The organism is Stenotrophomonas sp. SMYL86 (genome assembly GCF_036320025.1).
Taxonomy (GTDB): Bacteria; Pseudomonadota; Gammaproteobacteria; order Xanthomonadales; family Xanthomonadaceae; genus Stenotrophomonas; species Stenotrophomonas maltophilia_A.
In genome coordinates, this window is sequence record NZ_JAWIRU010000001.1 from 1 (window position 1) to 25,279 (window position 25,279).

The 25,279-nt window shown below is 67.8% G+C and carries 23 protein-coding genes; 8 read left to right on the top strand and 15 right to left on the bottom strand.

Annotated features, from left to right (window positions below; translation table 11 throughout):
• Positions 1-704 precede the first annotated feature (704 nt).
• Positions 705-1,358, bottom strand: a complete 654-nt coding sequence (locus V3B64_RS00005) for a response regulator transcription factor (protein ID WP_121503524.1) — start codon at positions 1,356-1,358, stop codon at positions 705-707.
• Positions 1,351-4,380, bottom strand: a complete 3,030-nt coding sequence (locus V3B64_RS00010) for a two-component regulator propeller domain-containing protein (RefSeq protein WP_329913296.1) — start codon at positions 4,378-4,380, stop codon at positions 1,351-1,353. Before V3B64_RS00010 ends, V3B64_RS00005 begins: the two co-directional genes overlap by 8 nt.
• 96 nt (positions 4,381-4,476) lie before the next feature.
• Between V3B64_RS00010 and V3B64_RS00015 the strand changes: the two genes are divergently transcribed.
• The 7 genes from V3B64_RS00015 to V3B64_RS00045 all read left to right on the top strand — a co-directional run bounded on the left by V3B64_RS00015 (position 4,477) and on the right by V3B64_RS00045 (position 11,256).
• A complete protein-coding gene (locus V3B64_RS00015; RefSeq protein WP_032128091.1) occupies positions 4,477-4,809 on the top strand; it encodes a hypothetical protein in 333 nt (110 codons plus the stop codon).
• 50 nt (positions 4,810-4,859) lie between these two features.
• A complete protein-coding gene (locus V3B64_RS00020) occupies positions 4,860-5,303 on the top strand; it encodes an AraC family transcriptional regulator (RefSeq protein WP_053091059.1) in 444 nt (147 codons plus the stop codon).
• Positions 5,300-5,956, top strand: a complete 657-nt coding sequence (locus tag V3B64_RS00025) for a hydrolase (protein ID WP_049422794.1) — start codon at positions 5,300-5,302, stop codon at positions 5,954-5,956. Before V3B64_RS00020 ends, V3B64_RS00025 begins: the two co-directional genes overlap by 4 nt.
• A 2-nt stretch (positions 5,957-5,958) precedes the next feature.
• Positions 5,959-6,384 carry a DoxX family protein gene (locus tag V3B64_RS00030; protein ID WP_049398467.1) on the top strand — a complete coding sequence of 142 codons (426 nt, stop codon included), beginning with the start codon at positions 5,959-5,961 and terminating at the stop codon, positions 6,382-6,384.
• A 119-nt stretch (positions 6,385-6,503) separates the two neighbouring features.
• Positions 6,504-8,351 carry an amidohydrolase gene (locus V3B64_RS00035; RefSeq protein ID WP_180837664.1) on the top strand — a complete coding sequence of 616 codons (1,848 nt, stop codon included), beginning with the start codon at positions 6,504-6,506 and terminating at the stop codon, positions 8,349-8,351.
• Positions 8,330-9,613 (top strand): alginate export family protein, encoded by a 1,284-nt coding sequence (locus tag V3B64_RS00040; protein ID WP_329913297.1) that lies wholly within the window; start codon positions 8,330-8,332, stop codon positions 9,611-9,613. Before V3B64_RS00035 ends, V3B64_RS00040 begins: the two co-directional genes overlap by 22 nt.
• The gene (locus tag V3B64_RS00045) at positions 9,607-11,256 is read left to right on the top strand and encodes an MFS transporter (protein ID WP_329913298.1); all 1,650 of its coding nucleotides are present in this window, start codon (positions 9,607-9,609) and stop codon (positions 11,254-11,256) included. The genes V3B64_RS00040 and V3B64_RS00045 overlap by 7 nt, the downstream gene beginning before the upstream one ends.
• Before the next feature lie 158 nt (positions 11,257-11,414).
• On the opposite strand, the gene V3B64_RS00050 is transcribed toward V3B64_RS00045, so the two are convergent.
• Entirely contained in the window at positions 11,415-12,239 is an 825-nt protein-coding gene (locus V3B64_RS00050) for an alpha/beta hydrolase (protein ID WP_329913299.1), read from the bottom strand.
• A gap of 186 nt (positions 12,240-12,425) precedes the next feature.
• Between V3B64_RS00050 and V3B64_RS00055 the strand changes: the two genes are divergently transcribed.
• Positions 12,426-12,812, top strand: coding sequence for a hypothetical protein (locus V3B64_RS00055; RefSeq protein ID WP_329913300.1), 387 nt, complete (start codon positions 12,426-12,428; stop codon positions 12,810-12,812).
• A gap of 69 nt (positions 12,813-12,881) precedes the next feature.
• Here the strand turns inward: V3B64_RS00055 and V3B64_RS00060 are convergent, their stop codons facing one another.
• From V3B64_RS00060 to V3B64_RS00115, 12 genes are all read right to left on the bottom strand, one after another.
• A complete protein-coding gene (locus V3B64_RS00060; RefSeq protein WP_043402505.1) occupies positions 12,882-13,595 on the bottom strand; it encodes a DUF2968 domain-containing protein in 714 nt (237 codons plus the stop codon).
• Positions 13,596-13,694: 99 nt separating this feature from the next.
• A complete protein-coding gene (locus tag V3B64_RS00065; RefSeq protein WP_329913301.1) occupies positions 13,695-15,860 on the bottom strand; it encodes a TadG family pilus assembly protein in 2,166 nt (721 codons plus the stop codon).
• A gap of 8 nt (positions 15,861-15,868) precedes the next feature.
• Positions 15,869-16,327, bottom strand: a complete 459-nt coding sequence (locus V3B64_RS00070; protein ID WP_032128080.1) for a DUF3613 domain-containing protein — start codon at positions 16,325-16,327, stop codon at positions 15,869-15,871.
• Entirely contained in the window at positions 16,324-17,220 is an 897-nt protein-coding gene (locus V3B64_RS00075; RefSeq protein ID WP_329913302.1) for a Flp pilus assembly protein TadD, read from the bottom strand. The genes V3B64_RS00070 and V3B64_RS00075 overlap by 4 nt, the downstream gene beginning before the upstream one ends.
• Entirely contained in the window at positions 17,220-18,155 is a 936-nt protein-coding gene (locus tag V3B64_RS00080) for a type II secretion system F family protein (RefSeq protein ID WP_032128078.1), read from the bottom strand. The genes V3B64_RS00075 and V3B64_RS00080 overlap by 1 nt, the downstream gene beginning before the upstream one ends.
• 28 nt (positions 18,156-18,183) lie before the next feature.
• On the bottom strand, positions 18,184-19,140 hold the full coding sequence (locus V3B64_RS00085; protein WP_032128077.1) for a type II secretion system F family protein: 957 nt from the start codon (positions 19,138-19,140) through the stop codon (positions 18,184-18,186).
• Positions 19,141-19,142: 2 nt separating this feature from the next.
• A complete protein-coding gene (locus tag V3B64_RS00090; RefSeq protein WP_049398477.1) occupies positions 19,143-20,492 on the bottom strand; it encodes a CpaF family protein in 1,350 nt (449 codons plus the stop codon).
• A complete protein-coding gene (locus V3B64_RS00095; RefSeq protein WP_032128075.1) occupies positions 20,477-21,733 on the bottom strand; it encodes a fimbrial protein in 1,257 nt (418 codons plus the stop codon). Before V3B64_RS00095 ends, V3B64_RS00090 begins: the two co-directional genes overlap by 16 nt.
• Before the next feature lie 27 nt (positions 21,734-21,760).
• On the bottom strand, positions 21,761-23,119 hold the full coding sequence (locus tag V3B64_RS00100; protein WP_049423074.1) for a type II and III secretion system protein family protein: 1,359 nt from the start codon (positions 23,117-23,119) through the stop codon (positions 21,761-21,763).
• Positions 23,120-23,137: 18 nt separating this feature from the next.
• Positions 23,138-24,175, bottom strand: a complete 1,038-nt coding sequence (cpaB, locus tag V3B64_RS00105) for a Flp pilus assembly protein CpaB (protein ID WP_329913303.1) — start codon at positions 24,173-24,175, stop codon at positions 23,138-23,140.
• Positions 24,176-24,198: 23 nt separating this feature from the next.
• Positions 24,199-24,675 (bottom strand): TadE/TadG family type IV pilus assembly protein, encoded by a 477-nt coding sequence (locus V3B64_RS00110; RefSeq protein ID WP_049398481.1) that lies wholly within the window; start codon positions 24,673-24,675, stop codon positions 24,199-24,201.
• Complete coding sequence (locus V3B64_RS00115; protein WP_032128071.1) at positions 24,672-25,217, bottom strand: A24 family peptidase; 546 nt, start codon at positions 25,215-25,217, stop codon at positions 24,672-24,674. The genes V3B64_RS00110 and V3B64_RS00115 overlap by 4 nt, the downstream gene beginning before the upstream one ends.
• Positions 25,218-25,279: the final 62 nt, after the last annotated feature.

The window sequence follows — 25,279 nt, forward strand, 5'->3', positions numbered from 1 at the left end:
AGCAACAGCAACAGCAACAGCAACGGCGGGTTTCCTGTGGGGTGGTGGGGGGGGGGGGGGGGGGGGGGGGGGGGGGGGGGCGCGCGGGGGGGGGGGGGGGGGGGGGGGGGGGGGGGGGGGCCGCCCCCCCGCCCCACCCCCCCCCCCCCCCCCCCCCCCCCCCCCCCCCCCCCCCCACCTCTGACAGATTCCGGTGGCTGTTGGTAGGTGTCGACCTTGGTCGAAATATCTGTCAGATATCGAATGAGTCATCCACGCATGGCGTGGATCTACTGTGTCGACCAAGGTCGACACCCACCAGGGCAATACGCCGTTCCGACAGATCGCGGCCAACTGTCGAAGGCGGGGTGGGTCCGGTTGCGGGGGCGTGAGCCGCATGGGCCCGAGGCATGCCTTGGGCGGGTTGGGCAGGACGCCCAACCCCGGTCTTGCCGTGTGCGCAGGACTGCGCACACGAGCAAGCGGCGACCGAGCTTACATGGGTGAGGGCGCTTTGCTTGCGAAGCACGGCTTCGCAAGCGCCCGAACGCACAGCCGCCAGCGGCTGGGCCGGGCCCCGAAGGGGGACTTGCAGCGCCCCCCGCAACCGGACCCACCCCGCCATCCCATGGAAAGCCCGCTGTTGCTGTTGTTGCTCCTGAGGTTGCCGGCCAGCGGCCGGCACTACCGCAGGTGCAGGGCTGCAAGCCCTGCCGAACAACCCCCTAATCGTGACCGCTGTCGTCCAGGCTGATGATCCCGCGCCGCAGCGCCTGGGTCACCGCATGCGTGCGATCACCCACGCCCAGCTTGTCCATCAGGCTCTTCATGTGCGCCTTCACCGTCTGCTCGGAAATCTGCATGCGCTCGCCGATGCGCTTGTTCGACAGGCCCCCGGCCACATGCCTCAGTACCTCGGTTTCGCGCGGCGACAACCGGTCTTCCACCACATGCGCGGCGATGCTGGCCGCCACCGCCGGGGGAATCGGTGCGCGGCGGCCGCCAGCGACCATGCGGATCGTATCGACCAGCTCATGGCGCAGCATGTCCTTCAGCAGATAGGCGCTGGCGCCGGCCTGCAGTGCCCTTACCGCGCGTACGTCACCACGGTAGGTGGTCAGCACGATGACGCGCGCGCGCGGGTCCATCGCGCGGATCCGCACGATCGCTTCGACGCCATCCAGCCGTGGCATCTGCAGGTCCATCAGTACCACGTCGGGCTGCAGCCGCTGGTAGCAGGCGATGGCTTCCTCGCCATCGGCGGCTTCGCCGAGCAGGCGCAGATCGGGTTGTGCGCCCAGCAGCGCCGCCAGGCCGTCACGCAGCAGCGGGTGGTCGTCGACCACCAGCACGCCGATCAGGGCAGGGGACTCAGTCATGGTTTGCTTTACTCCAGGGCCAGCGCCAGCGCGATGGGCGGCGGTGATACAGGCGCCGGGCGGGAACCGCCAGCGCGACTTCGGTCCCCAGTCCGGCGCGGGTCCACAGCTGTAGTTCCGCACCGAGGCGCTGCGCGCGCTCACGCATGCCCTGCAGGCCCCAATGACCATGGCCGGCATTGTCGTCGGCGATGCCGACGCCATCGTCGCGCACGTGCAGCAGGAAGCACCGCGTGCCGTAGGACAGCTCCACTTCGATGGCGCTGGCGTTGGCATGACGCAACGCATTGCGGATCGCCTCACGCCCGATCAGGAACACTTCTTCGGCCGCGTCGGCCTGCAGCGGTGGCGTTGCACCTTCCACGGTCAGGCGCAGTGGATTGGTGCCATGCCCGGCGTACTCGGCATGCACATCGGCCAGTGCCGAAGCGAGGTCGCGGCCAGCGAACGGTCCCTCACGCAGGGCATTGACCCGCTCGCGGCCCTCGGCCAGGTTGCGCTCTGCCAGTTGCATCGCCGATTCCAGCTGGCCGCGTACCGGCTCCGGGGTCTGCGGCGACTGGCTGATCGCGTGCAGGCGCAGGATCAGGCCCTGGCTGCCCTGCAGCAGGGTGTCGTGCAGGTCGCGTGCGATGCGTTCGCGTTCGCCATTGCGTTCCTGCAGGCGCGCGCGGAACAGCGCGGCCAGCTGCCCGCTGCGGATGCGCACCGCCATCACCAGCAGTGCGAGGATCGCGGCCGCACACAGCAGCTTGAACCACACCGTCTGCATGAAGGTGGGGGCGATGCGGAAGCCGCGACTGGCCGGTGCAGTGCTCCAGATGCCGTCCTCGTTGGCGGCTTCCACGTCGAACCGGTAGTTGCCCGGAGCGAGGTTGGTGTAATACGCGCGGGTGCTGCTGCCGGCATCCTGCCAGCCGTCGTCGACGCCGGACAGGCGATAGCGGTAGCGGTTGCGCTCCGGGCGCGCCAGCGACAGCGCCACGTAATCGATCTGCAATTGGCTGGTGCCGGCCGGAAGGCGCAGGCCATCGCGCAGTGGCTCGTGCTCACTGCCATACAGCACTTCGCCGATGCGCACGCTGGGCGCCATGGTGTTGACGTGCGAGCGGGTGGTGTCCAGCCAGGCCAGGCCCTGGTTGGTGGCCAGCCACAGCAGTCCGTCATCGGCCAGCGTGGCGGTGGCGATCGGTCCGCTCTGCAGGGCGATGCCCGGCATGCCATCCACCGCATCGAACAGGCGTGGCGTCACCGGCAGCCCGGTCCGCAGCGTCCGTCGCAGCTCATCGCTCCCCAGCCGGACCAGGCCACGGCTGCCATTGAACCAGAGGTGTCCGTTCGGATCGGCCACCATGCCGGTGATGCCTTCCAGTACACCGGCCATGTCGGTTCGCACCGGAACGAAACGACCGTTGCCAACGCGCGCAGCCAGACCGGCTTCGCCGGCGACCAGCAGCAGGTCCTGGTGATGCAGCATTGCGGTGATCGGCCCGACCGACAGGCCCTGGCTGGCATCGAAGCTCTCGATGTGGCCCGCGCTCATCCGGCGCAGGCGGCCGTCGGCATAGCCGAGCAGCAGCTGGCCATGGGCATCCAGCGCCAGCGATGAGCAGGCCTGCTCGGGCAGGCGGACCTCGCGCTGCCATTGGCCATGCAGGTAGTGCAGGACGCCGCGTTCACCCGTGCATACCCAGGCCTGCGCGTCGTCGGGGAACAGTAGGGCGTGCAGCGGTTGCCCGGTGAACGGGGCCGGCAGCCGGATCAACGAGGTGTGGCCGGCGACCGTGCGCGCAAGATTGACCCAATCGAACTGCCAGATCGGCGTGGGTGCCTGGCGCGCGGCGGCCTGCAGCTGCGGGGCACTGCCATCCAGCAGAGTGCGCCGCAGATCGTAGGGTTTGAGGTCTTCGCCATAGCCATACACGCGGCCATCGCTGGCCCGCACCAGCGAGCGGTAGGGATCACTCGGGCCCACTGCCAGGGTGTGCACGCTGCGTGCGCGGAAGCGGTTGAGGCCGAGATTGGTGCCGACCCAGAGATTGCCTTCGCGGTCGGCGATGATCGGCACCGCCGAGGTGGCGGTCAGCCCGTGCGGCGAATCGAAACGCTCCATGCGCACGGCGCGGCTGCCGTCGAAGGTGATGCGGGCGACGCCGCCGTGCGGGCTCATCGTGGCCCACAGCGCGCCATCGGCAGTGAACTGCAGGCGTGCAGCAACCAGTTCCGGAAGACGCCGCGCTTCACGTTCGCTGGCCGCCAACAGGCCCTGCGCGTTGGCCAGGGGTGAGGTGCCGCGCACCCGGTCGGCCAACCACACTTCACCCTGCGGGCTTTCGGCCAGCGTTGCCATCTGCGAGACCGCGATGCCGGTGTCCTCGAACGTGGTCTGGCCGGCCGCACGCATCCAGATCTTCAGGTCGGCCAGCACCCAGAACCTGCCCCGGCTGTCGTGCAGCACCCACTGCACACGGCGCTCGGGAAGGCCGGCTGCGGCCGGCAGTGGCTGCCAGCGCTGTCCATCAAAGCGGCGCAGCCCGCCATTGACCGCCGCCCACAGCTGGCCCTGGCGATCCTGGCTGAAGCGTGGGACCACGCCGACCGGCACCCCCTGCTCGCGGCCGTAGTTGTGCAGCCTCCCCTGTGCGAACCGGCTGATGCCGGCCTGGAAGTAGCCGATCCACAGGGCACCGTCGGCGGCATGCGCCAGCGTGACCATGTTGGTGGACGGGAACTGGCTGCCGACGGGCGCTGCCTGCCGTTCGAAGCGACGGCCATCAAAGCGGTACAGGCCCGAGCCGGTGGCCAGCCACAGCAGGCCGTCGCGGTCCTGGGTGATGTCCCAGATATCGCCGGGTGCACCCTGGCCGACCCGCCACGCGGTGTGCTCGTAACCGGGCAGCCCGCCGCTCACCGGCGGGCGCTGCACGGCAAGGGCGGGCAGGGCGGTCCACAGCAGCAGGCACGTCAGCAGCGTCGGCAGGCGACGCAGGAACGGGAAGGGGCGGCCACGCATGGCGCGCATTCTGGCAGGTGCGGGGCAGTCCGGGGTGACCCGAACGGGGTAGGCGGTCGCCGCCGCGGTCGGCTATCACGCCGGCATGTCCTGTGGAGCCCGGCCATGCAGCGCCTGTTCGTGATGTTCCCCGACCGCGGGCCGGGCATCGGCCTGCTGTGGCTGCGGCTGTGCCTGTCCGCGGCACTGTGCACGCCCGGCACGCATGCGGGCGGGTGGTCGGCGCTGTGCCTGCTGGCAGTGCCGATGCTCACGCTGGGTGTGTTGACGCCACTGGCCGTGCTGATGGCGGCCGTGGGCCTGTTCGCGCAGCAGGCGCCGTGGTCACAGGTGGTGCTGCCCTTGGCGCTGTTGATGTTGGGCCCTGGCGCCTATTCACTGGATGCGCGGTTGTTCGGTCGTCGCCTGCTCGGGCGTCGGCCTCCCCCATTCGGGTAGGTGCTGGCCTCGACCGACGGGGGTAGGGCATCGTGCGGCGGCCACGCACCATGGGGCACCCCCTCGCGGCGTCCCGCATGGCCACCGTCTTTTCGCCCGATCCGCCCGCCGTGGCGCTGGCACCGCAGCAGGCCGCCGCATTGCAGCGCGCCCTGCGCTATGTCGATGAGCACCTGTCGCAGCCGCTGCGGGTGACCGAGCTGGCCGCAGCCGCCTGCGTCAGCCGCTTCCATCTGGTGCGCCTGTTCCGGACCGGTACCGGTGCAAGCCCGCTGCGCTACGTGCGCCGTCGCCGCATCGAACGTGCGCGCCAGTTGTTGCCGGTCGCGCAGCTGCCGATGTCCTGCCTGGCGCAGCAGCTGGGCTTCTTCGACCAGAGTCATTTCGTCCGCAGCTTCCGCGCCGAGACCGGCTGCAGCCCCGGCCAGTACCTGGCCGGTGATGCCGCCCTGTTGCTTCCCCCTGATCGTGTTTCCAACGGAGTCCAACCATGAGCCTTGCCACCGCCACGCCCGCCCCGGCCCTCTTGTCGCCCACCGACCATGCCCTGGTGCTGATCGACTTCCAGTCGCAGATGGCGTTCGCTACCCACACCATCGACATCTCCGCGCTGCGCAACAACGTGTCGTTGATCAGCAAGGGCGCCAAGGGCTTCAACGTGCCGGTGCTGCTGACCACCGTCGCCGAAGCGTCGTTCTCCGGCCCGATGTTCCCGGAACTGCCGGAGATCTTCCCGGGCCAGACGGTGTTCGACCGCACCTCGATGAACACCTGGGAAGACCAGCCGGTGATCGACGAGATCAACCGCATCGGCAAGCGTCGCCTGGTTGTTGCCGGCCTGTGGACCAGCGTCTGCATCGTGGGACCGGCGCTGTCGGCGCTGGCACAGGGCTTCGAGGTGTATGTGATTACCGATGCCTGCGGCGATGTCAGCGAAGAAGCCCACGAGCGTGCGATCACCCGCATGGTGCAGGCCGGTGCAGTGCCGATGACCAGCGTGCAGTACCTGCTGGAGCTGCAGCGTGACTGGGCGCGTGGCGAGACCTACGAGCTGACCACCGGCATTGCCCGCGACCATGCCGGCGGCTATGGCATCGGCATCCAGTACGCCAAGCGCATGTTCGGCGCGCAGGAAGGCGGGCACTGAGCATGCTGGCTGGCCATGGCCTCGACCTGGCCCTGCTGATGCTGCGCGTGGCAGCCGGGGGATTCCTGCTGCCACACGCGCTGGGCAAGCTGTTCGGTTGGTTCGGCGGTCCTGGGCTGGCCGGCTTCGCCACCGAACTGCGCGGCTTCGGCCTGCCAGCGGTGGCACCGCTGCCGCTGCTGCTGGCCCTGCTGCAGGTGCTGTCAGGGCTGGCCGTGCTGCTGGGCTGGCAGACCCGCGTCGCCGCGCTTGCAGCGGCGGCCTTCATCGGCTTCACCGTTCTGTTGGCCCTGCCCAAGGGCTGGTTCTGGATGCGCGGCGGCAGCGAGTACCCGTTGATGTGGACCACGGTACTGCTGGCCCTCGCGCTGACCGGGCCCGGCGCCTGGGCACTGGACGGCCAACGCCTTCCGGGAGACCTCGCATGAGTCACGATCCACTCGATCACGGCCGCCGCAACGTGGTGCTGGCCGGCAGCGCCGCGGTGGCGCTGGGCCTGGCCGGCCGTGCCGGTGCCGCACTCGATTCCACTTCCAAGGAGCGTCGCATGAGCACGCTGGTCATCCGCAATGCCCGCATCACCACCCTTGACCCACAGCAGCCGCATGCACAGGCGCTGGCCGTGCAGGAAGGGCGCATCGTTGCCGTCGGCAGCGACGAGGAGATCATGCGTGGCTGGGGCAATGAAGCGACCCTGATCGACGCCCAGGGCCGGCGCCTGCTGCCCGGCCTCAACGACAGCCATACCCACCTGATACGTGGTGGCCTGAACTACAACCTGGAACTGCGCTGGGACGGCCTGCGTTCGCTGGGCGATGCCTTGGACATGCTGAAGGCGCAGGTCGACCGCACGCCTGCACCGCAGTGGGTGCGCGTGGTCGGTGGTTTCACCGCCACCCAGTTCAACGAGAAGCGCCTGCCCACGCTGCAGGAGCTCAACGACATCGCGCCGGACACGCCGGTGTTCCTGCTGCACCTGTACGACCGGGCGCTGCTCAACCGTGCCGCGTTGCGCGCCTGCGGCTATACCAAGGACACCCCGGATCCGCCGGGCGGGCAGATCGTGCGTGATTCGCTCGGCAACCCGACCGGGCTGCTGCTGGCCAAGCCCAACGCGCTGATCCTGTACGCGACCCTGGCCAAGGGTCCGAAGCTGCCGATCGAGTACCAGGCCAATTCCACCCGTCATTTCATGCGTGAGTTGAACCGTCTCGGCATCACCTCGGTGATCGACGCCGGCGGTGGTTTCCAGAACTACCCCGAGGACTACCAGGTCATCGAGCAGCTGCACCGCGATGACCAGCTGACCGTGCGCATCGCCTACAACCTGTTCACCCAGAACAAGGGCAAGGAAGTGGATGACTTCCGCGGCTGGAGCGAGATGCTGCAGCCGCGGCAGGGTGATGACCTGCTGCGCCACAACGGTGCCGGCGAGATGCTGGTGTTCTCCGCGGCCGACTTCGAGTTGTTCAACGAGCCGCGCCCGGAACTGCCGCCGGAGCTGGAGCCGGAACTGCACGATGTGGTGAAGCTGCTGGTCGAGAAGCGTTGGCCGTTCCGCATCCATGCGACGTACGACGAGAGCATCACCCGCATCCTCGATGTGTACGAACAGGTCAACCGCGAGGTGCCGTTCGATGGCCTGCACTGGTTCATCGATCACGCCGAAACCATCACCCCGCGCAACATCGAGCGCATCCGTGCGCTGGGTGGCGGCATCGCCGTGCAGCATCGCATGGCCTATCAGGGCGAAGCCTTCGTCGAGCGCTACGGCGTGCAGGCGGCGCGGCATACGCCGCCGGTCAAGCGCATGCTGGCCGAAGGCGTGCCGGTCGGTGCTGGAACCGATGCCACCCGTGTGGCCAGCTACAACCCGTGGGTGGCGTTGTCCTGGCTGGTGACCGGGCGCACCGTCGGCGGGCTGGCCCTGTATGGCGATGAGAACCTGCTCGAACGTGAGCAGGCACTGCGCCTGTGGACCCAGGGCAGTGCCTGGTTCTCCGGCGACGAAGCAGTGAAGGGTACGTTGAAGGTCGGCCAGTTGGCCGATTTCATCCTGCTCTCGGCCGATTTCTTCCGTGTTGACGACGCGCAGATCGCCGACATCACCAGCGTGTTGACCGTGGTCGGTGGCCGCATCGTGCATGCCGACGCCGACTATGCAGGGCTTGCGCCGCAGCTGCCGCCGGCGATGCCCAACTGGTCGCCGGTCAACCGGTTCGGCGGCTACCACGTCGGCGGTACCGCCACCGGGTTGGCCGCCGCCCATCGTCACCATCACGGCGTAGCCTGCAGCACTCACGGTGCTCATGGTCATGCGGCCCGGCACGCGGCGCCCACCGATGACCTGACCGCGTTCTGGGGCGCGATGGGATGCTCGTGCTTCGCGTTCTGAGCCTGGCATTGCTGGCCGCACCGTCGCTGGTGCAGGCCTGCGACGGCGGTCATTGCAGCGCGGCTGGGGACGGCCAGCTGCAATGGGACGCATCGCTGCGGGCGCGTGGCCTGTACTACGACCCGACCCGGTTCGGCATTGGCGGCAGCGAGGATGGCTATGGCCTGCTGCGCGCGCTGGCCTCGGCCACCTATGTGGAAGACAGCTGGCAGGCGAAGCTGCAGCTGGGTGTGCATGGGGAGAATGGCAAGGCCGGCGGCCCGGGTCGCACCGACCGCAGCGCGCTGGATGTGCAGCAGGCGTACTGGCGCTGGCAGCGCGATGGCTTCCATCTGCAACTCGGCCGGCAGGAAGCCGGCTATGGCAGTTCACGGCTGCTGTCGGTGCGTGATGGGCCGAACATCCGCCTGGCGTTCGACGGTGCACGTGCAGGATGGAAAGGCCGCTTCGGCACGTTGGATCTGATGGCGCTGCGTCCGGTGGAGAACCGACCAGGTGCCTTCGATGATCGCGGCGAACACGGCGCGCATCTCTGGGGCGCGTATGCCACGACGGCGCACGGGCAGCGGGCGGGTCAGTGGGATCTGTATCTTGTGGACTACCGTCGTGAGGGCGCGCGCTTCGCCGCGGGTGTGGGTACCGAACGTCGGCACACTCTGGGCGCGCGCTGGTTCGGCCAGGCCGGTGCACTGGACTGGAACAGCGAGCTGGTGGCGCAGGGCGGTGAGCTTCGGACGACCGCCGGCACCCTCGATATCCGCGCCTGGACGCTGGCGACCGATACGGGGTGGCGCTGGACGAACCTGCCGCTGCAGCCGCGGTTGGGGTTGAAGGCCGACATCGCCAGTGGCGATGGCAACCTGCATGACGGCCGCCTGGGAACCTTCAACGCCTTGTTCCCGAAATCGGCCTACTTCAGCGAGGCCAGCCTGCTGGCCCCGGCCAACCTGATGGACCTTCAGCCGACCCTGTCCCTGCGCCTGCAAGGCGCGGTGACGACGGAGCTGGGCGTACAGATGGCCTGGAAGCATCGTCGTGCCGATGCGGTCTACACCACGCCGGCACCGCTGGTGGCGTTGCCAGGCAGCGCCGGTGGCGCGCGCCGCATCGGTAATCAATACAAATCCGAAACACGCTGGCAGGCCAGCGAACACTGGCAATGGCAGCTGCAGCTGGCCTGGGTCGATGCCGGTCCTGCACTGAAGCAGGCCGGAGGCCAGGACACGCTGTTCGCCTCGATCGTTGGAGCATGGCAATGGTGAACGCAACCGCGTCGCAACCCCCCGCACAGGCCGCAGGTGCCTGGTCCCCGCTGAAAATCCGGATGTTCCGCTCGATCTGGCTGGCGATCCTGGCCAGCAACATCGGCACCTGGGTCAACGATGTGGCCGCTGCCTGGGTGATGGCCGAGCGTACCGGCTCACCACTGATGGTGGCCCTGGTGCAGTCGGCCACCACGGTGCCGATCGTGCTGCTGGCGCTGGCCGCCGGCACCCTGGCCGACATCGTCGACCGCCGCAGGTACCTGCTGGCCACCCAGGGCTGGATGCTGCTGGTCGCCGCGGTGATGGCGACGCTGACCGCGATGGACATGCTGACCCCGCAGCTGCTGGTGCTGCTGACCTTCTGCATGGGCTGCGGCGCGGCGATGGCGATGCCGGCGCAGGCCGCAATCGTGTCCGAACTGGTACCGCAGCCGATGCTGGCCTCGGCGGTGGCGCTGAACTCGATCGGCATCAACATCGCGCGCTCGATCGGCCCGGCCATCGGCGGCGTGATCGTCGCCCAGCTCGGTGCGGTCTGGGCCTTCGGCTTCAACGCCATCACCTTCGCCGCAATGCTGTTCGTGGTATGGGGCTGGAAGCGCGACCCGAAGCAGTCCAGCCTGCCGCCGGAAGGGTTCGGTGCTGGCCTGAAGGCGGGCCTGCGCTATGCCAGCCGCGCCGGGCGGTTGCAGGCGGTGTTGATCAAGTCGGTCGGCTTCTTCTTCTTTGCCGCAGCGATGAACGCGTTGCTGCCGGTGGTGGTACGCGGCCAGATGCAGGGTGGGGCGGGGCAGTACGGCATGCTGCTCGGCTGCATCGGGATCGGTGCCGTGGGTGGTGCGTTGTTGCTGCCGAAGCTGCGCGCGCAGATGGATCGCGACCTGCTGGTGCTGCTGGCCACGCTGTCGCTGGCGCTCAGCCTGGTCGGGCTGGCGCTGACCCGCAGCTGGTACGTGCTGCCCTTGGTGATGCTGATCAATGGCTTTGCCTGGATCACCGTGCTGTCGTCGCTGCAGATTGCCGCGCAGACCGCAGTGCCAGCGTGGGTACGGGCGCGTGCACTGGCGCTGTACATCATGGTGTTCTCCGCTGGCATGGCGGCCGGTGGCCTGAGCTGGGGCGCGCTGGCGCAGCGCACCTCGCCGGAGCTGGCGTTGCTGGTGGCGGCTGCCGGCGCGGTGATCGGCGGATTGCTGGTGTGGCGCGTGCGCATTGCCGGTACTGAAGACCTGAACCTGCGCCCGGCGGGACACTGGCCGGCACCGGAACTGTCGGTGCCGGTATCCAACGATCGCGGCCCGGTACTGGTCACCCTGGAGTACCGCATCGACGAGGCTGACCGCGCAGCGTTCCAGGCGCAGATGCGCGCGCTGGGCACGATCCGTCGCCGCGATGGCGCGGTGGTCTGGGGCGTGGTCGAGGATGTGGCCAGCCCGGGCATCCACCTTGAGTATTTCGTGACCCCATCTTGGCTGGAGCATCTGCGCCAGCACGAGCGCATCACCGCCGATGACAAGGCGATCCAGGAAGTGCTGCGCGGGCTGCATCGCGGTGAGCGTGCACCGGTGGTACGCCACTTCGTGGGCGGGCATGACCCGCTGCCGAAGACCGGGGTCCCGCACCACCACAGCGATATCTGACAAAAAAGGGGACGGAGGGGATTAAGTCGTTTGTGCACAAACGACTTAATCCCCTCCGTCCCCTTTTTGCGCGATCAATCCATCCCGATCCTGCGCAGCCGGCCAGCGGCCGGCTCTACCACAGGGGCGGCGGCGCTGGGTGGCGCCGCCGCAGTGCCTCACCCGCGTGCGAACGCCAGCAGGTCGGCGTTGAACCGGTCGGCGTGGGTGACGGTCAGGCCGTGCGGCGCACCGGCGTACACCTTCAACTCGGCGTCCTTGATGATCTGCGAGGACAGCTTGGCCGAAGCATCGAATGGCACGATCTGGTCGTCATCGCCATGCACCACCAGCGCTGGCACATCGATCTTCTTCAGGTCCTCGGTGTAATCCACTTCCGAGAATTCGTGCACGCAGTCGTACTGGCCCTTGACGCCACCGAGCATGCCCTGCAGCCAGAACGAATCACGCATGCCCTGGGTAACGCTGTTGCCGTCGCGGTTGGCGCCGAAGAACGGCGTGGTCAGGTCCTTGAAGAACTGCGAGCGGTCACCGCCGGTGCCCTTGCGGATGCCGTCGAAGACCTCCAGCGGGGTACCGGCCGGGTTGGCATCGGTCTTCAGCATCAGCGGCGGCACGGCGCCGACCAGCACCACCTTGGCCACGCGCTTGCTGCCATGGCGACCCACGTAGTGGGCCACTTCGCCGCCACCGGTGGAATGGCCGACCAGGATCGCGTCCTTCAGGTCCAGTGCCTCGATCACCGCCGCCAGATCGTCGGCGTAGGTGTCCATGTTGTTGCCGTCCCAGGTCTGGCTGGAGCGACCGTGGCTGCGACGATCGTGGGCGATCACGCGGAAGCCGTTCTGGCCCATGAACAGCATCTGCGGGTCCCAGGCATCGGACGACAGCGGCCAGCCGTGGGCGAACACGATCGGCTGGCCGGTACCCCAATCCTTGTAGAAGATGCGGGCGCCGTCGGCGACGGTGACGAAGTTGCTCATTGTGGTTTCCTTGGCGGAAGGGAGGGAAGGCGCTGGCGTGGATGCCGGTGCCTTCGGCAGTACAGCGCAGCGCCAGACCGACGACTTGCACGGCTGTGCTGGATTACGCCGGATGTGACGTGTATCGCTCTGGCACGAAGCCGTGCCGGCATCGAGGATGGCGGCAGCCCTGACGAGGAGCCTGCAATGTCGAACGCGTGTTGGAGCCCGCTGTTGTACCTGCTGCTGGCCACGGGGGCGCATGCTCAGACCAACGTCTACAAATGTGTGGACGGGCCGCATCCGGTCTACCAGCAGACGCCGTGCCAGGGGCGCGCGGAATGGCGCTGGGAGGTGCCGGCGGAGCCGCCCTCGACAGGTGCGAGCGCGGCCAAGGCCGCGAGCCCAGCTTCAATGCGTCCGCGTGTGGTGCAGCAGCGGAGTGCGCGGGCTGCACTGATAGCGATCAGCGCGGATCCCGCCGCCTGTGAGCGCGCGCGGCAGCATCGTGGGAAGGTGCTGGCCAATGGCAAGCGCATGGACTTCGTGCAGCGCCGGCAACTGGACGATGCCGTGCATGAGGCGTGCCGTTGAAATGGAATGGTGCCGGAAACGACAACGGCGCCCGTAGGCGCCGTTGGACGGCACGCCAGGCGCTGGACCTCAGCGACCGTCGCTGGCGGCCGCCGGTGCCGGCGAGGGCACGCTGTCCGGCTTGGGCAGGCTCAGCTCCGGGTTGCCCTGTTCGGCCTGCAGGATCTGGATGCGGCGCTGCAGGGAATCCAGCTGGCTGTTGGTGCTCTGCACGTCGCTGCTCAGGCTGACCGCCTGCTGCTGGGCCTGCTGCAGGGCAGCGCTGACCTGGGCCGACTGTGCCTGCTGCTGTTCCATTTCCTGCTGCAGGGTGCGCAGGCGCTCCTCGTTGTAGGCCACCAGGCGCTCGGTATAGCGCTTGCCGGCTTCCAGTCGGGTGGTGTCGATGTAGACCTGGGCCAGCTGCTCTGACTGCTGCGCGAAGGTGCGGTAGACACGCTCGGCGTTGTCGACGGCATCGGTCTTGATCACCCGCCAGAAGTTCTTCTCCTGGAACAGGGCGACGTAGTAGGTCAGGGTGTTGGCATTGAACAGCAGGCTGGCGCCGTAGTTGCCGTTGTAGGTGGTGCGCAGCTCGGTCAGCTGGCGGGCATCCATCAGCTGCTTGAGCTCGTCAACGGTGTTGCGCACCACCGGTGCGGTACGTGCGGCCGGCTCTGCGGCTGCTTCGCGGTCGCCACGGGCAGCCATCGCCGCCGGTGCCACCAGCATCATGGCCACGGCCAGCAGTGCCGCGCCGCGCGCGTGCCGGGCGAAGACCGCGCCCCCTGAAGTTTCTCGCATGTCTAGACCATCCACGGATGAGTGTGGGTTGAGATGAAGGTGGTTCCCCGCCGGGAGTCTAGCATGTGCGCGGGCGCCGCCAAGGGCGCCCGTCACGGGTCAGTAGACCAGCTGTGCGGGCGTGCACTGGATGGACTGGACATGCACATCCGTACGGCCCAGTTCCAGGCCCAGCACCTGCGCCAGCAGCGAGCGCAGCAGGGAGCCGACGCTGTTGAGCAGCGGCTTCAGGACGTCCAGGGCGGGCTTCAGCAGGAAGCACAGCAGGCCCGAACAACTGACCGGGCCATTGCCGGGGGCGGTGACGCCGTCGCCGGCGAACTGGTCCAGGAAGCCGTCGTGGGCGGTCTGCAGGTAAGACGCGAGGTTCTGCGTCATGCAGTTGTTGTAGGCCTGGTCGCTCAAGGAAATCAGCAGGCTTGCACACCGGTTGACGGTCAGTCCGCCGAGCAGGCTACCCAGCAGTGCCGGCAGCACGCCCAACCCTTCGCCAGTCACAGCCGTGCGATAGCCTTTCCAGACCGAGCCATCCTCCCAGCATGTGAGCAGGCCCACCAGGCAGGGCTTTGGAACACCCTTGGGTACATCCCACGCGCCCAAAGGCTTCAACCCCCGTGTCTGGTCGCCAAGTTCAAGCAGCTTGATGGACGCATCGACGTCGTAGCGATTGCGACCAACGTTGGCTGCTTTCAGGTAGCGATCGGCCAACTGCGCTGCGGTCGAGCCCTGGCTCATGCCATCGTCGCGCGGATCGAGCATGCCGGACAGTACGCGCAGCAGTTCGCTGACCAGCTCGGACACCGCGGTGCCCACCTCCAGGGAGTTGACCTGGGTTGAACCGGTCGCGCCGGCGGGGAGGGTGAGGCTTTGCGTGTCGGTCAGCGTATTGACCTTGATGCTGTCATTGATCAACGGGGCGCCGAGCAGTGTGAGCATCTGTTCCTTCTGCAGGGTGTCGCCACAGACATTCTGCTTGGAGAACCGCTCGCTGTCGGCCACCTTGCCGACGCAGGCGCGCAGTACGGAAGACTCGACCTTGATCGTCGCCGTGGGAGGCGTGCTGCCACATTGCAGGCTGGTGAGGGTCGCCATTGCATTGGTCACGTCCGCATGGACCGGCAGCTTCAGGCGGATGCCCAGCAGTGAAAGCACGCCGCCTGCAACGGGAATGTTGTTGGTGTCGATGTCGAGGAAGACACGGATCTGCGCGTTGTAAGCGCGCGAGCCAACGCCACCGATGGCGATGGAAGGCGGTTCCACCACAGCGGCTTTGGCATTGACCAGGCCCAGCAGGTTGAGTTCATCGACCGAGACCGCACGGCCGCCATTGGCGATGCTGATGCTGGTGCCGATCAGGTCCAGCACATTGACATCGGCCTGCAGCGCGCTGGAAATCGTTCCATCCGGCGCGACCACGCGTGCGAACAGGCCGCCACCGCTGTCATCGGAGCCGAGTTTCACCTCCAGCTGCTTGAGGTCGATGCCCTTCACGACCAGGGCATTTTCCAGTGCACTCAGGTCCACGTGGGCAACGCCCTGCTGGGTGAGCAGGTCAACGGTCGCCTGAAGGATCTTGCCCAGCTTGACCTTGCGGCCGGCCAGCAGATTGTTGAACTCCGCCACGCCCATGTTGACGTCGATCGGAATGCCCAGTGCCTGCAGCAGTCCATTCGGGGTGATATGCGCCTGTGCAAGGCCGTCGTAGCCGAGCAGGGTGGTCTTGTCGAGGTCGGCGCCCACCAGTTTCAGGACATTTCCCAGTGGCGTGTTGCCATTGATGCGCAGCAGTTGCGAGCCGACACTGAAAACCGCCGTGGGTTCTGCACGGCGCGCCACCGCCTGTGCGGTCACGGTCGGCAGGCTGCTGTTCTGCCCGAAGAAGGGAAGCACCGCGCGGCGGGTGATGACACGGACGGCGTTGCGTTGATTCGCTGCATCGACGACCGGGCTGAAGTGCCCTTCGGTGGCGCGGGTCACGTTCCAGTTTCCGCAGCGGATTTCCAGGCTTCCTGCGAAAGTGTTCTGGGTGAGTGCGCTCTGCCGCGCAGCACTGTTGTCGCTGTTGTCCGAGGTGCACAGTTCCAGTCGCTGCGCTCCGGCCAGTGCGGCCAGATCAGCGACTTTCTGTGCATCGCGCTTGGCCCAGAACAGGTAACCGATCTCGATCAGGCCCAGCATCGCCAGCAACGCCAGCATGACCAGCATCATGGTGATCGACATGCCGCCCCGTGGGCGGCTGAAACTGAACTGGCGTGGGCGTTTCATGGCCTACCTCAGCGTCCGGATGAGGATGATCCCTTGGACTTGGCGACATCGGCTTCAAAGAAGTCCGGGATCTCGTGTTCGAAGCTCTTCATGTAGCGGGCGTAACTCAGCGTCGCCTGGTCGCCGAGGATCGGCAGGTGCTGTCCGGCCTGTTGGCCCGATGCCTGCAGGCGGAACAGGTTGCGCGTGGTATCGCCGATCTGGCTGCGGCCGGGCCGCGGAGCTGCAGTGCTGCCGTCGGTGTTGGCCACTGCTGCAGGCGCCGCCTGCGGCACCGGTGCTGGCGGGGCCGCCAGGTCCACGGTGGGCAGTGACTCGGACTGCAGCGGCTGCGAAGCCGACGCAGCCGGCGTGCTGCCGCCAAGCATCTGCCCGGTCAGCGGCTGTTGCTGCGCCTGCACGGCGGCGGCCGGCAGCAGGCAGATCAGAACGGGCAGCAGGCGTCGGGTCAGGGGCGTCGCGGTCATGGTGTGTTCCCGTTCGGGTGGTCGGAGGCGCTGAAGCGTTCCAGCATCGAGGGCGGCAGGCGCTGCGGATCGCGTTCATCGCGGCTGTCGCGGCGCGGTTCCGCCGCCAGTCGCGTGGCGCCGGGCGGGTTGCCGGCGGCATCGCTGGCGAGAGCACGGGCAGCGGCCGGCACGACTGCGGCGGCTGCCGCTGCGGCCTGGCGCTGCTGCAGGCGGGCACGGATCTGCGCCGCCTGCTGCTGGATGCTGAGCCGGGTCTCTTCATTGAGGTTCGCTTGCTGGGCGAGGCGTTCGGCAGTGGCGGTGTCGCCCCGCAGCACCGCCCAGAGGGCGAGGTTGGCGGTGGCCTTGGCATTGCCCGGCGACAGCTCCAGCGCCTTGGCCAGGGGTTCGCGCGCGCGCTCGAACTGCCCGGCGCGCAGCCGCGCATAGCCCAGGTCGCCGAGATAACTTGTATTCAATGGCTGCAGTTCGGTCGCCCGCGCCAACGCCTGCTCACTGCCGGCGTCGTCGTCGCGGCGCGCGGCAATCAGGCCCAGGCCATGGGCGGCCGCGGCGGCCTGGGCGCCACTGGAAAGATCGCGGTACAGGGTGACCGCGGCATCGGCCTGGCCGGTCTCGCGCAGCGCGTCGGCCTGCAGCAGGCGCAACGCCGGCGGATCGCCGTAGCGCTGGCGGAAGGCGTCGACGTGGGCGAGCGAGGCATACCATGCGCCTTGCTGCTGCATGCGCTCGATCAGCTCCAGGTAGGCATTGCGGCTGTCCTGCGGTGCCGGTTCGGGCGCGGCCAGGCTGGGCGCGCGCAGGTACTTCGGCGTGGTCGATGCACAGCCGCTGGCGCCGGCAACGGCAGCCAGGGCAACAATCAGGCAGGAAGTGCGCAGGGCAGGCATCAGGGGGACCCCATCTTGGACATGGTGGTGGCCAGCGCGACCAGCGCCGGACCGGCAAGGACCAGCATCAACGCTGGCAGCAGGGTCAGCATCATCACCACGGTCATCTTCACCGAGAGCTTGCCGACCTTTTCCTTCAGCGTGTTGCGACGCTGTTCGCGCAGGCGGATGCTGAACTGCCGCAGGGGCTCCTGCACCGCGCCGCCATGGGCGTGCACCTGCAGGATCAGCTGCATCAGGCTGGTCAGGTCATCGTCGGCATAGACCTCGCTCAGCCGGCGCAGGGACTGTGCGCGCGTGCGGCCGTGGGTATAGGCGATGTTGGCCTCCTGCAGCTCGCCGCCGAGGACCGGCAATGCATCGCGCAGCTTGTCGCCGAGCGTCTGCAGGCTCTGGTCCATGCTGAAGCCCACGCCTTGCAGCAGACGCAGCAGGTCGATCAGCAGCGGCAGCTCGTTGTCGACCGCTCGTCGGCGCCGTTTCACCCAGGAGGAGAGAACGAACTTGGGCAGCAGCAGGCCGGCGGCGAGGGCGCCGATGATCACCATGATCCTGGCCAGCCCGGTGACGCTGCTGAATGTCAGCACCAGTACCAGCACCAGCACGGCCAGCAGCAGGCGCAGGCCGAGGTAGATGGCCGTACCGCGGCGGGTGTTCCACCCGGCCAGATCCAACAGCAGCCGGTCTTCATTGGCCAGCAACGCCGTTTCCAGGCGGCCGCCGCTGAGGGCACGGCCGAAGCGTTCCAGCCAGCCCAGCGAATCGTGCCGCGCAGGCTCGGTGTCACGGGACGCCTCGCGCGGCTGCAGGGCGGTCTTCAAGGTGGCCGTTGTACGTTGCTCACGATGGCTGCGTACCCAGCCGCCGATACCGAGCAGGGCGATACCGGCGGCCAGCACGAGCAGGGAGAGGGCGAACCAGGCGCTGGCGCTCATCGGTTGTCTCCGGCGGGGCGAAGGGGGTTCATAGCGACTTGGCCAGGCGATACAGCAGGAAGCCACCGACAAGTTCCATGCCCAGTGCAAGCAGCAGGATCTTGTGGCCGAGCGGATCGTGCAGCACCGGCTGGAAGAAGTCCGGGCTGGTGATCGCCATCAGTACCGCGCAGGCCGGTGGCAACAGGCCCAGCACCCACGCTGACATCCGCGTCTCCGAGGTGGTCGCTGCAAGCTCCTGCTGGGCCTGTTCCAGATCGCGCATGAAATCGCCCATGCGCTGCAGGATCTGGTCGGAGCGCCCGCCGATGCGCACGCTGACACCGATCACCACCGACAACACCTTCAGCACATCCATGCGATAGGGATGCGAGGCCTGTGCGAGTGCACGGTCCAGCTCCATGCCGCTGCGTGCAAAGCGCACCGTGGTGTCCAGCAGCCCGCGCAACGGCGCGCTCGTCTGCATCGACGCAACCTGGAACGCGGCCTGCAGGCTGTTGCCCAGTGCGGTCAGCCGCACCAGGTTGTCGAGGAAGTCCGGCAGCTGATGCAGCAGTTGCGCACGCAGCTTCGTGGTCCGCCGCATCACCCACAGCCAGCAGCCAAGCAGGTACAGCAGCAGGGTCAGCGGAAACATCCATGCGGTGCCCAGCCGCAGCATCGCCACCACCGACAGTACCAGCCCCGGTACCAGCAGCATGATGGGAATTTTCCAGCCGGTCTGCAGCCCTGCGCGCTGCAGCAGGCCATCCAGCGGCAGCACGCGGCGCCCGGCGCTGGCGGGCCGCGCCGGGTCGTTGGCAGCGGTGACGGACGGCCCGGCGGGTGCTCCGCCCGTGGCGCTTCCGCGCGAAAGCTGCTGCTCGGCGTGCCGCATTGAAACCTGGCGCTGCTCACGGCTGCTGGCCGTGCCCCACAGCCAGGCTGCCAGCGCCAGCAGCACCGCGATGATGCTCAGCATGCCCAGCAGCGCGCCGGTTCCCATGCTCAGAAGTCTCCGTAGAGCGATTCGCGCAGCTGCTGGCGGAACGGCTCCAGCTTGTGCGAGTGCGGATGGAAGCCCAGCCCGACCCAGCGATCGATCTCTTTGCCGTTGCCGTCGATCTGCAGCTCGTGGCGGAACATTTCCTGGGTGGTGATCAGGTTGTCGCTGACACCGGTGATCTCTGTGATCGAGACCAGCACGCGGCGGCCGCTGCCCAGGCGCGAGATCTGCACGATGAAGTCGATGGCACTGGCGATCTGCCGGCGCAGGCTGTCCTCGCTGCCCTGGAAGCCGGCAAAACCGGCCAGCATCTCGATCCGGTACAGGCAGTCGCGGGGCGAATTGGCGTGGATGGTGGCCATCGAGCCGTCGTGGCCGGTGTTCATCGCCTGCAGCATTTCCAGCACCTCGGCACCGCGCACTTCGCCGACGACGATGCGGTCGGGGCGCATGCGCAGGCTGTTGCGGACCAGATCGCGGATGCTGACCGCACCGTGCCCTTCGGCGCCGCCGATACGGCTTTCCAGGCGAACTACATGCGGGTGGTTGAGCGAGAGCTCGGCGGTGTCTTCGACGGTGATCACGCGCTCGTTCGCGGGGACGTAGCTGGCCAGGGCGTTCAGCAGCGAGGTCTTGCCTGAGCTGGTGCCGCCGGACACCAGGATGTTGCAGCGACCCAGTACCATCGCCTTCAGCAAGGCCTGCATCGGCGCATCGAAGGTGCCCTTGGCCAGCAGTTCATCGGGGGTGAACGGGTCCTTGCGGAACTTGCGGATGGACACCATCGGTCCATCCACCGCCAGCGGCGAGATGATCGCGTTGAGACGGCCGCCGTTGGGCAGGCGCGCATCGACCATCGGATTGGAGTCATCCAGGCGGCGCCCAAGCGGGGCGAGGATGCGGCGCAGGATGCGCAGCAGATGCGTATCGTCGGTGAAGCGCTGGGTGGCCCGCTTGAGCTGGCCGCCCTGGGACACGTGCACATCCTTGAAACCGTTGATCAGGATGTCTTCGATGGACGGGTCGTGCAGCAGGTCGTCCAGCGGGCCGAAGCCGGTCAGCTCCTTGACCAGGCCGTCGGCGACCACCTGCATCTCCTCTTCGTTGATCGGGATGCGCCACTCCTGGATGAAGCCCACCGTCTGCACCTGCACCCAGCGGGCGATGGTGTCGGGGGCCCAGGAATCGATGTCGATGCGCTCGTCCTCGATGCTGTTGAGCAGGTGCTCATGCGCGGCCGACAGCACCTTCTGGTACTGCTCGGTCTGCGCGAACGGCTGATGGCCCGGCGAGCTTTCGGGCAGCACCGGCCGGGCAACGGCATGCGGGAACGGGGTTACCTTGTCTTCCATTGCGATCCACCCAGGGCAAGGGAGAGTCTTTCCCGCAGGCCCTGCGCCTGGACCGGGCAGGCAGCCGGATCCAGGCGCGAAACCAGCGGGGCGAGGGCACGCAGGTAGGGGTCGCGCGGCGCATCCTGCAGCAGCAGGTGGCCCTGGCTGGCAGCCAGGCGCACGCGCGGTCGTTCGGGAAGCGTGGCCAGCAGGGGAACCTCGAAGCGGCGCGCGATCTGCTCCGGGCTCATGCCGCTGCTGTCATCGTGGCGGTTGATCACCAGCTGCAGGCGCTTCTCGCGTTCGCGCTGGCCGGCAAGATGCTTCAGTGCCTGGTCGAGCGACACCAGTGTGGCAATGGAGGCATCGGTGACCAGCCAGATCTCGTCGGCCTGGTCCAGCAGCAGCGGCGGCAGCTGACGCAGCGGGCAGCCACCGGCATCACACAGCACGCTGGCGAACACGGTGCGCAGGCGCTGCAGCAGCGCACCCGGATCGGACGGCGGTACCGCATCGCTGCCGCTGGCGCGGTCCAGCAGCACCAGTCCGGAATCGTGACGGGCCATGGCCGTACGGGCGAGGGTGGCGTCGATGCGACTGGCGTTGCGCAGCGCGTCTTCGTAGTGGAAGCGGCTGTCCAGGTTGAGGTACAGGGCGAGGTCGCCCGAAGGCTGGGCCAGCTCCATCAGCAGGCCATCCTGCTGCAGTGCCTCGCCCTGTGCCAGTGCACGGGTCTGCTGTGCCAGCACCGAAAGATGCGCGGCCAGCGTACTGGTGCCGACCCCGGCGCGCACGCCCAGCAGGACGATCAGGCGGGCCTTGTGCGCCTGCTGCGCGGCGGCAGCCGGTCGTGGTGACAGGGCGCGACGCAGCGCGGCCTCGATGCCGACGTTGTCGCTGTCCAGGTCCAGCACATCACGCAGGCCCGCCCGCAATGCGATGACAACGCCTTCCACCTGGCCGGCACTGGTGGCACCGACTGCAACCAATGCCAGATCCGGCTCGGTCTGCTGCAGTTGCTGCGCCAGCACGCTGGAGGCGGCTGCATGTTCCGGGCGGAAGTCGAGCAGCACAAGGCTCTGCGGCCCGCGTTGCAGGTCCTGGGCGGAGGTCGGCGTGCTGCTGTCCTGCCAGTGCAGGGTGGTGGTTGGCGGCAGTTTCGCCGCCAGCCGGGGCAGCAGTTCGCGATCCATTCCGTACAGGACCAGGTTCATCGGCGGTCCTTGCGGATGCAGCGGCTGGGCAGTGGCGTAGGGCATGGGCGTGGTATCGCAGGCATCATGGAATCAGCGTGAGAAGCCGGGCACCGGGTCCTGGCTGATAGGACCCAGCAGCCAGGCGCCCCATTCGGGCATGTGCGGCTTGGCCTCGCGGTCGCCGGGCAGCGGCAGCTCGGTGTTGCGTGCCAGCGGCTTCACCAGGCGTGGCGTGACGATGATCACCAGTTCCTTGTCCTGGCGCTTGTAGTCGAAGTTGCGGAAGAACGAGCCGATGATAGGCAGGTCACCCAGCAGCGGGATCTTGCCGACGCTGGAAACCACGTTGGAACTGACCAGGCCACCGATCACGAAGCTCTCGCCATCGCCCAGTTCGACCGTGGTGTCGGCGCGGCGGGTGGTGATGGAGGGAATCTGCACGCCGTTGAGCGCGATGGCGTTGCTGTAGTCCAGGTCGCTGGCTTCCGGTGCGACTTTCAGGGCGATGCGGTTCGGTGCCAGTACCGTCGGTGTCACGGTCAGGCCGATGCCGAAGGGCTTGTAGGTGATGGTGGTGGTGCCCAGTCCCTGCGGTTCCAGGATCGGCAGCTCGCCGCCGGCCAGGAAACTGGCGCTCTGCCCGGACAGCGCGACCAGTGTCGGTTCGGCCAGCACACGCGCCATGCCATTGCTCTGCAGCAGGTCGACGTCGGCATTCCACAGGCCCTTGGTCGAGCCGAACACCAGGCGGAAGGCCGAAGAAATGGGCGATTCGGCTTCGTTGCCGGAGTTGCCTTCCTTCATGCCGGGCAGGATGCCGGTATTGCCCGGCAGCTGGCCGCCCGGGCGGGCGAAGCCGTAGGCGAAGTTGCCATTGCGGTTCTGGAAGCTGATGCCGATCTGCTTCAGTGCGGTCTTGTTGAACTCGACCACCTTGACCTCGACCTGGACCACGCCGCCGCTGCTCACCGTGGATGCGTCGGCAAGCAGGCCATCCTTGCCCAGGGCCATGGCGGCAGCCTTCTGCTCCTGCATGTGCGACAGCACGCTCTCGGTGCTTCCCTGCAGCAGGCCCTGATTGTCCTGCTGGGTGAATACCAGCCCGTTCGCGCCGGCGTCGGCCGCACCCTGCACCGCACTTTGTACCCGCACCTGCAGGCGCTGTGGTTCGGTCTGCTTGCGGTGCCAGAGCAGGAGCGTGGTGGTGCCCGGCGCCTTGCCGACCAGCAGGGCCTGGCGCTGGCCGCGCAGCATCACGATATCGGCCACGCCCGGATCGGCAATGGCGACCCGCTCCAGATCACCCGGCAGGGTCCAGGGGCGCTGCTCACGCGCCTGCAGCACCAGGTCGTCGGCGGCCACGCTTGTCGCCGGTGCCAGCAGCACCAGCAGCAGGGCCAGCCAGCGCTGGCGGGGGGAAGGGCGTGGACTGCGGCGACGTTCGGTCATGGATGCGCTCGATGCAGGTCAAAGGGAACCACGGGGGGCGGAGCTGTCACCTCGGATGATTTCGATGCCCGATGCGCGTGGGGCGCTGCGCCGTGGTGCGGGTGCGCGTGCCGGGGCATCCTGGGTGCTGCGCGCGGGCGCGTTGCTGCGGCCGGCCAATGCATCGCCGTCGATGCCGGCGAAGGCGTGATTCTCTGGCCGCTGCAGCGCAAGCTGCTGTTCCGCATCCAGGCCACGCAGGGGATCAATCACCCCGCGTGCCTGCGGGAACAGCGCCAGATCGGGCTGGCCGGAATCGGCAGGGTTGCGCAGGGCGAGGAACAGCTTGCCCTGCTGTGCACCCAGCAGCAGCCGGTTGGCATCGGCCACCGGCACCGCCAGTACCGCGCTGCGTGCCGGCTGGGCGGTCCCGCTGCCCGCGCTCTGGGTGCTGCTGCTTCCGGTGATGTCGGCGGCGCGTGGATCGTTGCGGCCATCGGCCTCGTTGCTGGCAACAGCGTCATGGTTGGCCGGGGCGATGTCCTGCTGGCCATAGCTGAGCACGCGCAGGCGCGACAGCAGCAGGCGCGTCTGTGCTGCGTCGGCCGGGCCGCTGGCAGTGGATTGGGCATTGCGCAGGTTGAGGAACACGTCGACGAAATCACCGGGCAGGATGCGGTTGCCGGCCCCCACCAGCTCGTCGACCGGGACCGCCAGTGCGCGTTCCCCGGGGCGCAGCTGCAGCGAGAATCCCTGCGCGAGTGCGTTGCTGCTGATCGCCGTGCCTTCGGCGATGTCCTGCACCGGCACCTTTCCGACCACGGCGGAAATGCTGGTGGCGGCACCGGCAACCGGGGCGCTGCGCTGTGCGAGACGCAGTCCGTTGGCAGAGATCGGTTCGCCGGCCGGCAGTCGCGCCACCGCTTCCACCACGGTGATCGCCTGGGCTTCGCTCTGCGTCATCGGGGCAACCGTTGCCGGTGCGGCCGGCTTGCGCCCGATCATCAAGGCGATCACCGCCAGCAGCACGGCCAGCCCGATCAGGGCGACGGCAGCAATGCGGGTCAACTTGAGCATGGAACCGTCTCCTGTACCGAACGTCAGTTGCCGCTGCCGAGGTCGAGCTGAGCGACCGCGACGCTGCGGATGGGAGCCCGCATCACCCACTTGTAAAGCGTGGCGGTGCCGGGCAGGAAGGGATGGCTTGCGTAGTCGTAGCTGACCGTTACGGTCATGCACTGGGCGCTGGCCAGTCCGGCGCAGGGGGCCTGCGCGGAAACCAGAATGGCGTTGTTTCCGCCATTGCTGCAGTCGACCGGCTGACCCGAGAAGTTCAGCAGCCACTGCATCGAACTACGCGCTGCAACGCAGGCGGCAGTACGGCGTTCGTTGGCGCTGCCATAGCGCAGCGATGCACGTGCACCCTCGGCCGAGGCGGTTGCCAACGTCTGCTGGGCCGCCATGATCATTACGCCGGAGAACGTGAACAGTAGCAGCGGCAGCAGGCCCAGCATCAACATCAGCGCGAACTCGATGCTGGCCGCGCCACGTTGCCGGCGTCGGTTGTGGATGTTCATGCCACGCCTCCGTACGTGCTGATGAGGACCCAGGCGATGGCGGATACCGCCAGGTAGGCGGCGTAGGGAATGCCTTGGCGTCCCTGGCGGGCGCTCTGCATCCCGCGCAGCGCCGGGTGCGAATGCCATTGCGAACTTGCCCGATGCATATGGGCTTGAAGGCCGATGGGCAGTACTGGGCCCAACCGTCGCGATACCAGCACCAGTGCGGCATGTGCGCCCGCTGCCAGGCTGGCCGCGATCCAGATCGGCAGCAGTGCCTGCCAGCCCAGCATCAATCCCAGTACCGAAAAGAATTTGACATCGCCGGCGCCCATCCAGCGCACTGCGTGGAAAGGCAGCAATGCGACCAGGCCGAGCGCCGCGCCGGCAACGTGGGAAGCCCACGGCAGGCGCGGCGCGTTGAACTGTCCGGCGATGAGCACGACAACGGTGATCGCGCATGCAGACAGCAGCCAGGCGTTGGGCACCCGACGGGCGTACAGATCGCTGATCGCGATCCGCAGGCACACACCGATGGCCAGCAATCCCAGCAGTGTCATCGCACCCTCCATTGTCCGTCAGTGGACGGTCAGCCGCCGCCTTCTGCAATGAGCCGCAAGCG

Bases quoted from the DNA above. Each gene is read 5' to 3' on its own strand.
- V3B64_RS00090 (WP_049398477.1), bottom strand. From the start codon at position 20,492: ATGGAAGACAAGGTAACCCCGTTCCCGCATGCCGTTGCCCGGCCGGTG.
- V3B64_RS00025 (WP_049422794.1), top strand. From the start codon at position 5,300: ATGAGCCTTGCCACCGCCACGCCCGCCCCGGCCCTCTTGTCGCCCACC.
- V3B64_RS00020 (WP_053091059.1), top strand. From the start codon at position 4,860: ATGGGGCACCCCCTCGCGGCGTCCCGCATGGCCACCGTCTTTTCGCCC.
- V3B64_RS00010 (WP_329913296.1), bottom strand. From the start codon at position 4,380: ATGCGCGCCATGCGTGGCCGCCCCTTCCCGTTCCTGCGTCGCCTGCCG.
- cpaB (WP_329913303.1), bottom strand. From the start codon at position 24,175: ATGCTCAAGTTGACCCGCATTGCTGCCGTCGCCCTGATCGGGCTGGCC.
- V3B64_RS00030 (WP_049398467.1), top strand. From the start codon at position 5,959: ATGCTGGCTGGCCATGGCCTCGACCTGGCCCTGCTGATGCTGCGCGTG.
- V3B64_RS00060 (WP_043402505.1), bottom strand. From the start codon at position 13,595: ATGCGAGAAACTTCAGGGGGCGCGGTCTTCGCCCGGCACGCGCGCGGC.
- V3B64_RS00055 (WP_329913300.1), top strand. From the start codon at position 12,426: ATGTCGAACGCGTGTTGGAGCCCGCTGTTGTACCTGCTGCTGGCCACG.
- V3B64_RS00005 (WP_121503524.1), bottom strand. From the start codon at position 1,358: ATGACTGAGTCCCCTGCCCTGATCGGCGTGCTGGTGGTCGACGACCAC.
- V3B64_RS00045 (WP_329913298.1), top strand. From the start codon at position 9,607: ATGGTGAACGCAACCGCGTCGCAACCCCCCGCACAGGCCGCAGGTGCC.
- V3B64_RS00110 (WP_049398481.1), bottom strand. From the start codon at position 24,675: ATGAACATCCACAACCGACGCCGGCAACGTGGCGCGGCCAGCATCGAG.
- V3B64_RS00070 (WP_032128080.1), bottom strand. From the start codon at position 16,327: ATGACCGCGACGCCCCTGACCCGACGCCTGCTGCCCGTTCTGATCTGC.
- V3B64_RS00050 (WP_329913299.1), bottom strand. From the start codon at position 12,239: ATGAGCAACTTCGTCACCGTCGCCGACGGCGCCCGCATCTTCTACAAG.
- V3B64_RS00100 (WP_049423074.1), bottom strand. From the start codon at position 23,119: ATGACCGAACGTCGCCGCAGTCCACGCCCTTCCCCCCGCCAGCGCTGG.
- V3B64_RS00065 (WP_329913301.1), bottom strand. From the start codon at position 15,860: ATGAAACGCCCACGCCAGTTCAGTTTCAGCCGCCCACGGGGCGGCATG.
- V3B64_RS00080 (WP_032128078.1), bottom strand. From the start codon at position 18,155: ATGAGCGCCAGCGCCTGGTTCGCCCTCTCCCTGCTCGTGCTGGCCGCC.
- V3B64_RS00040 (WP_329913297.1), top strand. From the start codon at position 8,330: ATGCTCGTGCTTCGCGTTCTGAGCCTGGCATTGCTGGCCGCACCGTCG.
- V3B64_RS00115 (WP_032128071.1), bottom strand. From the start codon at position 25,217: ATGACACTGCTGGGATTGCTGGCCATCGGTGTGTGCCTGCGGATCGCG.
- V3B64_RS00085 (WP_032128077.1), bottom strand. From the start codon at position 19,140: ATGGGAACCGGCGCGCTGCTGGGCATGCTGAGCATCATCGCGGTGCTG.
- V3B64_RS00095 (WP_032128075.1), bottom strand. From the start codon at position 21,733: ATGCCCTACGCCACTGCCCAGCCGCTGCATCCGCAAGGACCGCCGATG.
- V3B64_RS00075 (WP_329913302.1), bottom strand. From the start codon at position 17,220: ATGCCTGCCCTGCGCACTTCCTGCCTGATTGTTGCCCTGGCTGCCGTT.
- V3B64_RS00035 (WP_180837664.1), top strand. From the start codon at position 6,504: ATGAGCACGCTGGTCATCCGCAATGCCCGCATCACCACCCTTGACCCA.
- V3B64_RS00015 (WP_032128091.1), top strand. From the start codon at position 4,477: ATGCAGCGCCTGTTCGTGATGTTCCCCGACCGCGGGCCGGGCATCGGC.